This window comes from Aliivibrio sifiae (genome assembly GCF_002954705.1).
GTDB classification, from domain to species: domain Bacteria; phylum Pseudomonadota; class Gammaproteobacteria; order Enterobacterales; family Vibrionaceae; genus Aliivibrio; species Aliivibrio sifiae_A.
The window spans coordinates 149680-162952 of record NZ_MSCO01000001.1 but is presented as its reverse complement, the minus strand read 5'-3'; the positions used below and the strand labels follow the sequence as shown (position 1 = coordinate 162952).

Genomic DNA, 13273 nt, shown 5'->3' with positions numbered 1-13273 from the left:
TTAAAGTACTGTGGCCAATAAAGATTATGTAAAACGTGGGCGCTCTCCTAAGAAAGCGACAAAGAAACCAGCCAAGAAAAAAGGGGATAAACAACCTATATCTAATGGTTCAACACCATGGAAAGCAGTTGCTGTTGCCGCTCTCTTAGTCGCTGTGTTTAGTTACGCCCTTTACTTTCTAAATGACTCTCCTGCACCAGAGACAAAATCAACGGTGACGGAGGTTGTTCCAATTAAAGCTAAAAAGAAATCTAACACGGAAGAGATACCTCCAATGCCTGAAGAGCAATGGAGCTATATGGATGAACTGCCAAATAAAGAAATTGAAGTTGAACAAAAAGAACTTAAAGTTTCTGAAATCCCTTATATCATGCAATGTGGCGCTTATAAAAATCGCTCACAAGCCGAAGAACGTAAAATGAACATTGCGTTCCAAGGGCTAACTTCAACGGTTAGGCATGCAGAAGGCAGCAGCTGGTTTAAAGTAGTTTTAGGTCCGTATAAATTTAAGCGTGATGCTGAAAAAGATCGCCATAAATTACAACGAGCTAAAATAGAGCCATGCGCTATCTGGAAAGATCAGTAAAGCTCAGCATAAAAAGTCGTAATAACATCACACATTTCCCAAAAGGAGCACATCAAGTGCTCCTTTTTCTATTCTACTCATCTTGAAAACCAACATCATCCCCCCCATTACAATAGTAATAATCATAAAGATTAATGTAAGAGTCTCACTAAATTACATCATCGAATAAGAGGTTTTACTCGTGACTACAATAGTTTCTGTACGCCGTGAAGGCAAAGTCGTGGTTGCTGGCGATGGCCAAGCATCTCAAGGTGATATGATCGCAAAAGGTAACGTAAAGAAAGTACGTCGCCTTTACAATGATTCCGTTCTAGTTGGCTTTGCTGGTAGCACTGCTGATGCATTCATTCTGTTTGACCTGTGTGAACGAAAATTAGAAATGCACCAAGGTAATTTAACCAAAGCTGCCGTTGAACTCGCTAAAGAATGGCGTAGCGATCGCGCTTTACGCCGTCTTGAAGCAATGTTAATTGTTGCTGATAAAACAACGTCTCTAATCATTAGCGGTACTGGTGATTTAATTAATGCCGATAATGACCTTCTTACTATAGGTTCTGGTGGCTATTTTGCTCGTTCAGCCGCAACGGCGTTACTAGAAAACACAGAATTAGATGCACGTGAAATTGCCACCAAAGCATTAACTATTGCTGGTGATATTGACGTCTACACTAACCATAATCATACCGTTGAAGAACTGAACGTTTAACGACAAATAATAAGGAATAACCATGTCTGAGATGACTCCTCGTGAAATCGTACACGAATTAGATAGCCATATTATTGGTCAAGATAAAGCAAAGCGTTCAGTTGCTATTGCCTTACGTAATCGCTGGCGTCGTATGCAACTTAACCCTGAGTTGCGTGCAGAAGTTACACCAAAAAATATTTTAATGATCGGACCAACAGGGGTTGGTAAAACTGAAATTGCACGTCGCTTAGCGAAACTAGCGAATGCACCTTTCATCAAAGTTGAAGCAACTAAATTTACTGAAGTGGGTTACGTCGGTAAAGAAGTTGATAGTATCATTCGCGACTTAACTGATGTTGCAATAAAAATGACGCATCAACAAGCGGTAGACAAAGTAAAATTCCGAGCCGAAGAACAAGCTGAAGATCGTATTCTAGACATTCTATTACCTCCTGCACGCGATGCATGGGGTAAAAATGAAGAAGGTGATAATGACTCTGGTACTCGCCAATCTTTCCGTAAAAAATTACGTGAAGGTAATCTAGACGATAAAGAAATCGAAGTCGATGTTGCTGCACCTCAAGTTGGCGTAGAAATCATGGCTCCTCCTGGTATGGAAGAGATGACAAACCAACTTCAAGGTATGTTCCAAAACCTATCTGGTGGTGACACAACTAAAAAGCGTAAGATGAAAATCAAAGACGCACTTAAAGCCCTAGCTGAAGAAGAAGGTGCTAAATTAGTTAACCCTGAAGAGCTAAAAGAACAAGCTATTTTCAATGTGGAAAATCACGGTATCGTCTTTATTGATGAGATTGATAAAATCTGTAAAGATTCCAACTCTCAATCTGGTGATGTATCTCGTGAAGGCGTGCAACGTGACCTACTTCCATTAGTAGAAGGCAGCACAGTAAGTACGAAGCATGGTATGGTAAAAACAGATCACATGTTATTTATCACTTCAGGTGCATTTCAAATGGCTAAGCCATCGGATCTTATCCCTGAATTGCAAGGTCGATTGCCTATTCGTGTTGAACTTGAAGCATTAACTGCGAACGACTTTAAACGTATCCTGACAGAACCAAATGCCTCGTTAACAGAACAATACATCGCTTTATTAGCGACAGAAAATGTTAATCTTGAGTTTACTGAAGATGGCATTACTCGTATTGCAGAATCAGCATTCCAAGTGAACGAAAGCACAGAAAACATTGGTGCACGTCGTCTACATACTGTAATGGAACGTCTAATGGAAGAGATCTCTTACGATGCATCTGAAAAAGACGGTGAAAGCCTAACTGTTGATGCAGCTTACGTTACCTCTCGCTTGGGTGATCTAGTCGCAGATGAAGATCTAAGTCGCTTTATTCTATAATGGACGACTAATACTCGTAATTATCAGTTCATTATTACGAGTTAAAAACAAAGCCTCATACATCAAAATGTGTGAGGCTTTTCTTTGCAAAGAATTATTTAAGCAATAATTTCCCAAGAATGCGTCACCTCAATGCCTTCACCTAGCATTAAACACACCGAACAATATTTCTGTAATGAATCAGCGGTGACTTGCTCAACCACCTTAGGATTGAGATTATCGCCACTCACTTCAAAGTGAATATTAATATGAGTAAACAGCTTCGGCGCAGTTTCACGACGCTCACTTGATAGCTTTGCAACACAACCAAGTACGGCTTGATTTGCGGATTTTAGACCATCAACAACATCAACAGAACTGCATCCACCAGCGGCCATTAACACTAATTCCATCGGACTTGGGGCTTTTTCTCCCCCATTACCATCCATAACAACAGAGTGACCTGATTGAGATTGACCTAAGAAAGTAAATCCATCAATCCATTTAACTTCAGCATTCATAAAAGCCTCTTTACTACATAAAAGGAAAACTCGTGATCCATTTCACTAAACTGTGCCCTTGGTCGCACTATTCATACGATCAAAGTCAAGAAATCGGTTGCGAAACAGGGTATGATTTTATCAATTATCTCAACGAACATGCAGCCTTGTTCCGATAACCATATTGTATAGGCCAAACTGATATTTGGCTCAGTTATTTTAAAATGGACATCGCCTACTTGGCAAACGCAGAGGAAGTATAAAGTATGGTTCTAGGTAAACCTCAGACAGATCCAACATTAGAGTGGTTCTTATCTCATTGTCACATTCATAAGTACCCATCAAAAAGTACTTTGATTCACGCGGGTGAAAAAGCTGAGACTCTTTACTACATCGTAAAAGGTTCTGTTGCTGTACTTATCAAAGATGAAGAAGGAAAGGAAATGATCCTTTCTTACCTTAACCAAGGTGATTTCATCGGTGAACTTGGCTTGTTTGAAGAAGGTCAAGAACGTTCAGCATGGGTTCGTGCAAAAAGCCCTTGTGAAGTAGCGGAAATTTCATTCAAGAAATTCCGTCAGCTTATTCAAGTAAACCCAGATATTCTGATGCGTCTTTCAGCTCAAATGGCAACTCGTCTACAAATCACTAGCCAAAAAGTAGGTGATTTAGCATTCCTAGACGTTACAGGCCGTATCGCTCAGACTCTATTGAATCTAGCTAAACAACCAGATGCAATGACTCACCCAGATGGCATGCAAATTAAGATCACTCGTCAAGAGATCGGTCAAATTGTAGGTTGTTCACGTGAAACTGTTGGCCGTATCTTGAAGATGCTTGAAGAGCAAAACTTGATTTCAGCACACGGTAAAACAATTGTAGTTTACGGTACTCGTTAATTTAACGCTTATCTTAAACGAATAAAAACGCAGCTCTTGAGCTGCGTTTTTTTATGCCTAAATTTTAGAATTAACTGTCTGTGCTTTCAAAAATTTTATCAGCAGATGCAGCGACAAAACCGGTATATATTTTTCCATTTGGTAAAGTGTATCGCTTAGCAAATTCATAAAAACCGCCAGGAACGATAAACTCTCCCTCGGTAAAACTGACGGTTACTTTATCCGCCATCGTTGATGACTGCTCTAAGTAAACCTCAGGAGAACCTTTCACTTCACCGCCCACTTCATTCATCGCAAAGCCTGAATCGCGTAAGTGTTGGTTCACATCAACCACCTCATCAAAAGATTCAAGTTGATTGACATAAACCGTAAAGTGATTCGCACCATAACCATGAGCCGCTAACCAAGACGCATACTCGCTCTCTTTTGCCAAGATTTGATATTCATCAAAACTTAAAAACCAAGGGCGACCCGATGAAAGAAAATCATTGGTAGCAAAATAATGCATAGGAACTTGCTCTACGAATGAATGAATAATCCTTTGAGCTTCAACAGATAACTCTTCAACCAATAACTCACTAATAAAGACTAATGGAGCATTAGGAGCTGGGTGTTCAAAATGCTGTGCTTTTAGTTTCTTCGCTTCAAAGTCATACGTCTCACACGCTTTATACCCTATTGCTAAAAATGGAGCAGCGAGAGTCTGTAATCCAACCTTAGGTAGATTAAAGGTACGTAAAGCTATATGATCATTAATTAACTCATCACCATTAGATAATAACTGATGCACCTTACCTGCCGATGGCGACAAGCGAGTGACATAGTCCTGCCATAGTGCAGAAAATAAAGAAGTAACGTTATTCATTCTGACCACCTTATAGAGTTAGACCCGGAGAAATTTGAGCTGGAATTTCACACGCATCGCCTTCCATTGATGCCATTGGGTATGCACAATAATCAGCAGCGTAATACGCACTTGGTTTCATGTTTCCTGATGCACCAGGACCACCAAATGGCGCGTCACCACTTGCTCCAGTCAATTGACGGTTACGATTTACAATACCTGCACGAATATGCTCAACAAAATATTCCCACTCACTATCATCAGTTGAAACAAGACCTGCCGATAATCCATAACGAGTATCATTAGCAAGCTCTACGGCTTCTTCTAATGTCTCGTAACGCACCACTTGTAGTAATGGTCCAAAGTATTCTTCATCCGGCAATTCAGCAACCTTAGTCGCATCAATAATACCGGGTGAAACAAAGGCATGACCTAAACTTTTGGCTTCAAGCAAAGATTCTCCACCCAAGTCTTGTAAATTCTTCTGAGCGTTTAGAATAAACTCTGCCGCTGCAACTGATATTTGCGAGCCCATAAACGGAGCGTTATCAGCAAACGGGTGGTCAACAACAATGCTTTTTGCCACCTCAACAAGGCGAACTAACAATTCATCGCCTGCTTTTCCAATAGGAACATATAAGCGACGAGCACACGTACAACGTTGACCCGCACTAATAAATGCCGATTGAATAATGGTGTAAACTGCCGCTTCTTGATCACCAAAATCTTTTGAAATAACCATCGGATTATTGCCGCCCATTTCTAGAGCCAGCATTTTTCCTGTGTCTCCTGAAAATTGGCGATGTAGGATATGTCCAGTATTCGCACTACCGGTAAATAACAGGCCATCAATACCTTTAGCGCCCGCTAACGCTTCACCTGTTGCACGAGCACCTTGTACTAGATTAATCACACCATTTGGCAAACCTGCTTTTTGCCATAATTTCATGATCACTTCACTGGTACATGGCGTCTGTTCTGAGGGTTTTAACACGACGGTGTTTCCGGCAAGCAGTGCTGGAACAATATGACCGTTAGGAAGGTGCCCTGGGAAGTTGTACGGCCCAAATACAGCCATAACACCTAAAGGTCGATGTCTAAGTACAATTTTATTTCCTGCGGCTTCACGCTCTTTATAGGGCGTTCTTTCATGATAAGCACGAATAGAAATTGCGATCTTACCAACCATCGCACCGGCTTCCGTTTTTGTTTCCCAAAATGGTTTACCGGTTTCTTTAGCAATCACTTCCGCTATCTGATCTGCATTTTGTTTTACTAACTCAGCAAAACGCTCAATGATCACTTGGCGCGCTTCAAAAGGCTGTTTTTTCCACTCAATAAAGGCACGGCGTGCCGCACTAACGGCTGACTCAACCTGTTCTTTGGTTGCGCTGTCCCCTTCCCACACCACTTCACTGTTGTACGGGCTTACTGATTGTATTGTTTCACCATTACCTGAAACCCAATCCCCTGCAATCCAATGTGTCATATCCTTTGTCCTCTATTGAGCTAATAAACGTACGTAATCATCAACATCTACTTGCAGTGCCGTTGCCGCTTCTTGTGTTAAATGAACGGTATCGGTCGCTTTATCATAAGCGGCGGTGGTTGCTGTTGCTCTGAAACTCTCAAACGATGTATTTGAAATTAAATACTGCTGCGAGCTGTTATGCTCCGTGATAATCACTTTGGCTTTGAATGAATTCCGCACCGATTCAATGCTGCGTAAATCACATTCAACCGTCGGGCCTGCATCAAAAATATCGACATAACCACGACACCGAAAGCCTTCATTTTCTAATAGCTTTAATGCAGGCTTAGTGTTGTCATGAACCTTACCGATAACTTCCTGTGCTTCTTTACTTAACAAGCTAACGTAAATAGGTAATTTAGGCATAAGATCAGCAATAAAACCTTTGTAACCAATACCTGTTAGATAATCAGCTTCGGTGAAGTCGATAGAAAAAAAGTGCTTCTGCAGCCACTTCCAAAATGGCGACTCTCCTTCTTTATCTGACACTCCACGCATCTCAGCAAAAATGGTGTCAGAAAAGCGATGAGGATGCTCAGCCATCATTAAAAAACGCGCTTTAGACATTAAACGTCCATTAAGACCTTCACGAAATTCCGGACGTAAAAATAAAGTACAAATTTCAGTACTACCAGTATAGTTACTACCAAAAGTCAGTACCTTCACGACATTATTAACATTGAGCTTACGTGAGAAATGAACGACTTTACTGATGTGATAATTATAAAAAGGTGAATCTAAACCAACCGCAGCTTCAATTCCTGTCGTACCGGTAACCTCACCAGAAACTGAATCTTCACCAACCATTAAGTAACCTTCAGTTCCAGGGACTTGAACCTCTTTTTGAAAGCTACCAATAGAGTGCTCTATTCGATTTCGTAACTGCTCTTCATTCACTGGTAGCGAAGTAAAACCATGACCAGATTCTACTGCACACTGATGAAGTGCAGGATAATCTTCCTGAGTGATAGGACGAATAACAAGCATCAATATTCCCTCCGATGCGATGTTTCATTGGCTGTGCTAAGTTCAATAAATATAACTTCAAGGCTATCTATTGGAATTAACACGGTAGAGTATTACGTTGATTTTTAGATAGATAAAAAGAGGGCAACTCAAACTCCTGAGCTGCCCAAATTCCAATTTGAATCTATTTTTCTAACGATGAAAGTGCTTTATCTAGACGTTCAAACCCTAGAGCTACGTCTTCTTTTGTAATAACAAGAGATGGAGTAAAACGAACAACATTGACACCAGCAACAAGGACCATTAAACCCTGCTCTCCAGCCGCAACAAGAACATCACGAGCGCGACCTTGCCATGCTTCGTTTAATGCCGCGCCAAGTAATAGGCCTTTACCACGGATTTCGGCAAACATATCATATTTTGTATTTAACGCTTCTAGTCCATCACGGAACCATTGCTCACGCTCTTTTACACCTGCCAATGTTTCAGGTTTTGATACCTCTTCCACAACGGCTTCAGCGATGGCACATGCTAACGGGTTACCACCATAAGTTGAGCCATGAGTACCTACTTTTAAATGCTGAGCCAATTCTGTCGTTGTTAACATTGCGCCGATAGGAAAACCACCACCCAATGATTTTGCAGTACTTAGAATATCAGGCGTAACACCTAAACCTTGGTAGGCATAAAAGTCACCAGTACGGCCATTACCTGTCTGTACTTCATCAAAAATAAGCAGCGCGTTGTATTTATCACATAGTGCTCTAACGCCTTCTACAAATTCAGACGTTGGCGAAATCAACCCACCCTCGCCTTGCAGTGGCTCCATCATAATTGCACACGTTTTTTCTGACATATGCGCTTCAAGCTCTGCAAGATTATTGTATTCAAGGTGAGAAATATCACCCGGCTTAGGACCAAAACCATCAGAATACGCCGCTTGGCCGCCAACCGTTACAGTAAAGAAAGTTCGACCATGGAAGCCTTGTTTAAATGCGATAATTTCACTTTTCTCTGCGCCGTGAACATCAACTGCCCAACGACGAGCAAGCTTTAATGCTGCTTCATTTGCTTCTGCACCTGAGTTAGCAAAAAATACTTTTTCAGCGAACGACACTTCCGTAAGCTTTTTAGCTAAACGAATAGCTGGCTCATTGGTCATTACATTACTTAAATGCCACAGTTTCTGAGATTGCTCTTGCAGTGCATTAACCATTACTGGATGGCAATGACCAAGACAGCTCACTGCAATACCACCTGCGAAATCAACGTATTCTTTACCCGCCTGATCCCACACTCGTGCACCTTGCCCTTTAACTGGAATCACTTCCATCGGGTTATAACAAGGTACCATTACATCATTAAAATCTTTACGTTCGACTTGTGAATTGGTCGTCATCACACTTTCCTTCTGCGTATGCCGTATTTCAGCATAATATTTACAAACCATTAACCTTTTCAATAGCACAAAATTCTTTTTTTGAACTAAAAAAGTTCCTTTCTCTATCGATAAATGACTGACAAGTCAGTTTATTAGAATAGTTATAATTCCAAGCTATCGCAGGCAACTAGATAAGTAAACGAATTTATAAGAATAGAAGACCTCAGCCTTATGCATAAATCATCAGATAAAAAACGCACTGAAGAGACAGAAGAAAAAGTAAGAAGGGTGAACTAGATCGCTCTAGGGAATTGAGGATATATTAATTATTTATTAATAAAATTAGCGAGGATATCGTGACCTTGCTCTGTCATTATCGATTCAGGGTGAAATTGTACCGCTTCAATCGGTAATTTTTTATGGCAAAAACCCATAATTTCATCCATATCTCCTACTTCATTTTCCGTCCATGCCGTGACTTCAAAGCAACTAGGTAAGGTCTCTGCTTTAACAACAAGAGAGTGATAACGAGTAACCGTAAGAGGATTATTCAAACCTTGAAATACACTTTGATTGGTATGAATAATTGGGGAAGTTTTTCCATGCATCACTTTTTTAGCACGTACAACATCACCACCAAATACTTGAGCAATAGCTTGATGACCTAAACACACACCAAGGATGGGTAATTTCCCTGCGAAATATTCAATAGCTTGCAAAGAAATTCCAGCTTCGTTAGGAGTACAAGGACCTGGGGAGATAACTAAGTGGGATGGATTAAGTGCTTCAATGCCTACAATGTCAATTTCATCATTACGTACGACTTTTACCTCAACACCTAATTCACAGAAATATTGATATAGATTGTAAGTAAATGAATCATAATTATCGATCATTAAAAGCATAAGAACTACTTAAGAAAATGAATAAGAAATAAAAATTGCCCGTAAGGAAACCCCCACGAGCAATCTATTTTATCAGAGCGAAAGACTATGGGCGAGTAACAAAACCTACCGCTTCAAACGCTTTTTTCAGTGTTACAGCAGCACGCTCAGACGCTTTCTCAGCACCCGCTTTCATTACTGAATCCATGTAAGCACGATCTTCGCGAATACGCTTGTATTCAGATTGGATAGGCTCAAGCATGGTAATAATTACTTCACCAACGTCTTTCTTAAATGGACCGTACATTTCAACACCTTGGTATTGAGATTCGATCTCTTCAAACGTTTTACCTGATGCTGCAGAGTACAGACCCATAAGATTTGAAATACCCGCTTTATTTTCCCAATCATGAGCAATACGTGGTGGCATTTCTGCATCTGTTTGTGCTTTATTAATCTTCTTAAGAATCGACTTCGGATCTTCTAACAACGTAATAACGTTCTTACGATTATCGTCTGATTTAGACATCTTCTTCTTCGCATCTTGCAAGCTCATTACACGCGCATTCACTTGTGGAATGTACGGTTCTGGAACCGTAAATAATGGCGCTTCAGGACAATAGAAATTGTTAAAGCGATTCGCAATATCACGCGCTAATTCTAAATGTTGCTTTTGATCACTACCTACAGGTACTTGATGTGCGCCATAAAGTAAGATATCCGCCGCCATTAATACTGGGTAACCAAATAAACCAACATTAACATCATTTGCATGACGAGCTGATTTATCTTTAAACTGAGTCATACGACTTAGTTCACCCATCTGGGTATAACAGTTAAGAAGCCAACCAAGTTGAGCATGCTCTGGTACGTGCGACTGAACAAATAGCGTGCTCTTCTTTGGATCAACACCAACCGCTAGACAAATTGCCAGTGCATCAAGAGTCGCTTCATGCAGCGCTTTAGGATCTTGACGAACCGTAATTGCATGAAGGTCTACTACACAGTACTGACAATCATAATCGTCTTGCATCTGTTGCCATTGACGTAGAGCACCCAAGTAGTTACCGATACTTAGTTCACCTGATGGTTGAACACCACTTAATACGATGGGCTTGCTCATGGTTATGATTCCTTGTTTAACTGTAAAAATTAAATGATCCACGATGGGATCATTTAATGGTTATTCTATTGTATTGATAGTCTTTATTTGTACTTATCAATGAATACTATCTTGCCACACTCATCACGGCTAATAAATGATTAAATTCATCACTCACCACATCAGGCTGACTATCTGCGATAGGCTCCCCATGGTTATAACCATAAGTTAAACCAAAGCTATGGCAACCGGCTGCTTGAGCTGCTTGAATATCATTTCTTGAATCGCCTACCATCAGCATCTCAGAAGGCGTTAATTGGTGCTTATCAAGCAACCAATTAAGTGCAAATGGATTCGGCTTTTTCTCAACAAAGGTATCGCCACCGATCACATCGACAAAAAGATGAGCAAGCTGATGTTGTTCAAGTAATTCAGGAACAAATTGCGCAGGTTTATTCGTCACTAAAGCTAAAGTGTATCCTTGCTGATAAAGCGCTTCTAGCGTCTCTTTCACATTTGGATATAAATGACTTAACTCATGACCACCATCATGGTAGTGATGATCTAAACGAGCTCGAGCTTGCTTAACCAATTCAGGATCTAAGCCTTCTTGAACCGCAACACTTTGACTTAGTGCCCGAGAAACAAGTACATCTGCACCATTACCAATCCAATGAGACGCTTGTTCTAGCGTTACTCTTGGGTAACCAACATCTTTCATCGCAAGGTCAACCGCACGAGCTAAGTCTGGAACGCTATCAAGTAGCGTCCCATCCAAATCAAAGGCGATCAGTTTGATATTTTCAAACATGGTTCTTAATTACCTTTTACTTTTTCTAGCTCTGCACGCATTTCATCAATCACTTCTTTGTAGTTTGGTTGATTGAAAATAGCAGAACCAGCAACAAACATATCCGCACCCGCTTCTGCGATTTCACGAATATTATCGACTTTTACACCGCCATCGATTTCAAGACGAATATCATAGCCTGACTCATCGATGAGTTTACGAACTGCGCGTAATTTATCTAACGTGCTAGGAATAAATGATTGACCACCAAAGCCTGGGTTCACAGACATAAGTAGAATCATGTCTACTTTATCTAGAATGTAATCAAGGCAAGTTAATGGCGTCGCAGGATTAAGAACAACACCCGCTTTACAACCGTGTTCTTTAATCAACTGAAGAGTACGATCTACATGTTCTGATGCTTCAACATGGAAAGTGATCATTGTTGCACCTGCTTTTGCAAACTCAGGAACAATACTATCAACCGGTTTCACCATTAAATGAACATCGATAGGAGCAGTAATACCATAGTCACGTAATGCTTTACAGATTGGCGCGCCAAACGTTAGGTTTGGTACGTAATGATTATCCATTACATCGAAATGAACAACATCAGCACCTGATGCTAATACTTTTTCAACGTCTTCACCAAGACGAGCGAAATCAGCTGAGAGAATAGATGGTGCGATCAAAAAGTCTTTCATGTTGAGCCTCAGGTTAATTATTTTATTATTTAGATACTGTTATAGTGATATAGCGCAATCGATTAACTCGACCGCGCAATTCTACCTGATAATTTTAAACCTGTCTTAGGCTCTGTTAACCTTTCGAGCGGATTTTTGAGGAGTGGTGTTTAATTTACTCTGTACATTTGGGTGCATAAAACAAAGCCATGAGTTCATCAACTTTATTTCGTCCAGCTCCATTTCGACTAATAGTGCGTTTTACTTTAATCGAATTTAGAGTTGCACCATGGTATAAACGACGAGTTAATATCGTGTCATGATTCGAGATTAATACTGGAATATCTCGTTCAAATGCCGCTTTCTCAGCAACATCTGCAAGAGCTGCCTGATCATCTAGCGAGAAACCATTTCCTGCATATGAGGTAAAGTTTGCTGTTGTTGATAATGGTGCATAAGGTGGATCACAATAAATAACACAACCTTTACGAGCTCGTTTAAAGGTCTCTAAATACCCTTCACACACAAATGTTGCTTTCTTTGCTTTTTCAGCAAAAAAATACATCTCTTTTTCAGGGAAATAAGGTTTTTTATATGAACCAAACGGGACATTAAAACCGCCCTTTTTGTTATAACGACATAAACCATTAAAGCCATGACGATTCATGTATAAAAAAAGCAGTGAACGACGATAAGTATCTGTACATTGATTAAATTCAATACGCAGTTCTAAATACACTTCTTTTTGATTATATTCGGGTTGAAACAACGCTCGAGCATCCTCAATAAAACGCTCTGGTTCACCTTTAAGGTGATTATAGAGATTGATTAAATCAGGATTAATATCGGCAAGAAGATAATGATCGTAATTTGTATTTAAAAATACTGAGCCCGCACCGACAAACGGTTCGATCAGTTTTCTAGCATCGGGAAGATGGCGTTGAATTTCCTCTACTAGGCTATATTTACCGCCAGCCCACTTGAGAAATGCGCGATGCTTTTTCATACGTCTTTTACGCCTTTTTACCTTAGTTCAGAAAGCGGGGGATTGTACCCTATTTTTTT

At 40.3% G+C, this 13273-nt stretch carries 14 protein-coding genes; 4 read left to right on the top strand and 10 right to left on the bottom strand.

Going from position 1 to position 13273, the window contains the following annotated elements; all coding sequences use genetic code 11:
• The first annotated feature begins 10 nt into the window (after positions 1-10).
• The 3 genes from BTO22_RS00765 (at position 11) to hslU (ending at position 2649) form a co-directional block, all read left to right on the top strand.
• A complete protein-coding gene (locus BTO22_RS00765) occupies positions 11-586 on the top strand; it encodes an SPOR domain-containing protein (protein WP_060992619.1) in 576 nt (191 codons plus the stop codon).
• Positions 587-767: 181 nt separating this feature from the next.
• Positions 768-1292, top strand: a complete 525-nt coding sequence (gene hslV / locus BTO22_RS00760; protein WP_060992620.1) for an ATP-dependent protease subunit HslV — start codon at positions 768-770, stop codon at positions 1290-1292.
• A gap of 22 nt (positions 1293-1314) precedes the next feature.
• The gene (gene hslU, locus BTO22_RS00755; protein ID WP_105053891.1) at positions 1315-2649 is read left to right on the top strand and encodes an HslU--HslV peptidase ATPase subunit; all 1335 of its coding nucleotides are present in this window, start codon (positions 1315-1317) and stop codon (positions 2647-2649) included.
• 98 nt (positions 2650-2747) lie between these two features.
• Here hslU and BTO22_RS00750 read toward each other — a convergent pair whose 3' ends face one another.
• Positions 2748-3149 (bottom strand): OsmC family protein, encoded by a 402-nt coding sequence (locus BTO22_RS00750; RefSeq protein ID WP_105053890.1) that lies wholly within the window; start codon positions 3147-3149, stop codon positions 2748-2750.
• A gap of 245 nt (positions 3150-3394) precedes the next feature.
• Between BTO22_RS00750 and crp the strand changes: the two genes are divergently transcribed.
• The gene (crp, locus tag BTO22_RS00745; RefSeq protein WP_005421074.1) at positions 3395-4027 is read left to right on the top strand and encodes a cAMP-activated global transcriptional regulator CRP; all 633 of its coding nucleotides are present in this window, start codon (positions 3395-3397) and stop codon (positions 4025-4027) included.
• Between the two features lie 70 nt (positions 4028-4097).
• Here crp and BTO22_RS00740 read toward each other — a convergent pair whose 3' ends face one another.
• From BTO22_RS00740 to BTO22_RS00700, 9 genes are all read right to left on the bottom strand, one after another.
• Positions 4098-4892 carry a DUF1338 domain-containing protein gene (locus BTO22_RS00740; RefSeq protein ID WP_105053889.1) on the bottom strand — a complete coding sequence of 265 codons (795 nt, stop codon included), beginning with the start codon at positions 4890-4892 and terminating at the stop codon, positions 4098-4100.
• A 10-nt stretch (positions 4893-4902) separates the two neighbouring features.
• Positions 4903-6360, bottom strand: coding sequence for a succinylglutamate-semialdehyde dehydrogenase (astD, locus tag BTO22_RS00735; RefSeq protein ID WP_105053888.1), 1458 nt, complete (start codon positions 6358-6360; stop codon positions 4903-4905).
• 12 nt (positions 6361-6372) lie between these two features.
• Positions 6373-7389, bottom strand: coding sequence for an arginine N-succinyltransferase (gene astA, locus BTO22_RS00730; RefSeq protein WP_105053887.1), 1017 nt, complete (start codon positions 7387-7389; stop codon positions 6373-6375).
• 163 nt (positions 7390-7552) lie between these two features.
• Positions 7553-8767: an aspartate aminotransferase family protein gene (locus BTO22_RS00725; protein ID WP_105053886.1), complete on the bottom strand. Its 1215-nt coding sequence runs from the start codon at positions 8765-8767 to the stop codon at positions 7553-7555.
• Positions 8768-9075: 308 nt separating this feature from the next.
• Entirely contained in the window at positions 9076-9654 is a 579-nt protein-coding gene (locus tag BTO22_RS00720) for an aminodeoxychorismate/anthranilate synthase component II (RefSeq protein ID WP_105053885.1), read from the bottom strand.
• An 85-nt stretch (positions 9655-9739) separates the two neighbouring features.
• Positions 9740-10756 carry a tryptophan--tRNA ligase gene (gene trpS / locus BTO22_RS00715; protein ID WP_105053884.1) on the bottom strand — a complete coding sequence of 339 codons (1017 nt, stop codon included), beginning with the start codon at positions 10754-10756 and terminating at the stop codon, positions 9740-9742.
• A gap of 106 nt (positions 10757-10862) precedes the next feature.
• The gene (locus BTO22_RS00710) at positions 10863-11546 is read right to left on the bottom strand and encodes a phosphoglycolate phosphatase (RefSeq protein ID WP_105053883.1); all 684 of its coding nucleotides are present in this window, start codon (positions 11544-11546) and stop codon (positions 10863-10865) included.
• A gap of 5 nt (positions 11547-11551) precedes the next feature.
• Positions 11552-12229: a ribulose-phosphate 3-epimerase gene (rpe, locus tag BTO22_RS00705; protein WP_105053882.1), complete on the bottom strand. Its 678-nt coding sequence runs from the start codon at positions 12227-12229 to the stop codon at positions 11552-11554.
• 154 nt (positions 12230-12383) lie between these two features.
• Entirely contained in the window at positions 12384-13214 is an 831-nt protein-coding gene (locus tag BTO22_RS00700) for a Dam family site-specific DNA-(adenine-N6)-methyltransferase (RefSeq protein ID WP_105053881.1), read from the bottom strand.
• Positions 13215-13273 lie beyond the last annotated feature (59 nt).

Excerpts from the sequence above, each read along its gene's own strand:
- crp (WP_005421074.1), top strand. The coding sequence starts at position 3,395 with ATGGTTCTAGGTAAACCTCAGACAGATCCAACATTAGAGTGGTTCTTA.
- astA (WP_105053887.1), bottom strand. The coding sequence starts at position 7,389 with ATGCTTGTTATTCGTCCTATCACTCAGGAAGATTATCCTGCACTTCAT.
- trpS (WP_105053884.1), bottom strand. The coding sequence starts at position 10,756 with ATGAGCAAGCCCATCGTATTAAGTGGTGTTCAACCATCAGGTGAACTA.
- astD (WP_105053888.1), bottom strand. The coding sequence starts at position 6,360 with ATGACACATTGGATTGCAGGGGATTGGGTTTCAGGTAATGGTGAAACA.
- rpe (WP_105053882.1), bottom strand. The coding sequence starts at position 12,229 with ATGAAAGACTTTTTGATCGCACCATCTATTCTCTCAGCTGATTTCGCT.
- BTO22_RS00740 (WP_105053889.1), bottom strand. The coding sequence starts at position 4,892 with ATGAATAACGTTACTTCTTTATTTTCTGCACTATGGCAGGACTATGTC.
- hslU (WP_105053891.1), top strand. The coding sequence starts at position 1,315 with ATGTCTGAGATGACTCCTCGTGAAATCGTACACGAATTAGATAGCCAT.
- BTO22_RS00700 (WP_105053881.1), bottom strand. The coding sequence starts at position 13,214 with ATGAAAAAGCATCGCGCATTTCTCAAGTGGGCTGGCGGTAAATATAGC.
- BTO22_RS00720 (WP_105053885.1), bottom strand. The coding sequence starts at position 9,654 with ATGCTTTTAATGATCGATAATTATGATTCATTTACTTACAATCTATAT.
- BTO22_RS00750 (WP_105053890.1), bottom strand. The coding sequence starts at position 3,149 with ATGAATGCTGAAGTTAAATGGATTGATGGATTTACTTTCTTAGGTCAA.
- BTO22_RS00710 (WP_105053883.1), bottom strand. The coding sequence starts at position 11,546 with ATGTTTGAAAATATCAAACTGATCGCCTTTGATTTGGATGGGACGCTA.
- BTO22_RS00725 (WP_105053886.1), bottom strand. The coding sequence starts at position 8,767 with ATGACGACCAATTCACAAGTCGAACGTAAAGATTTTAATGATGTAATG.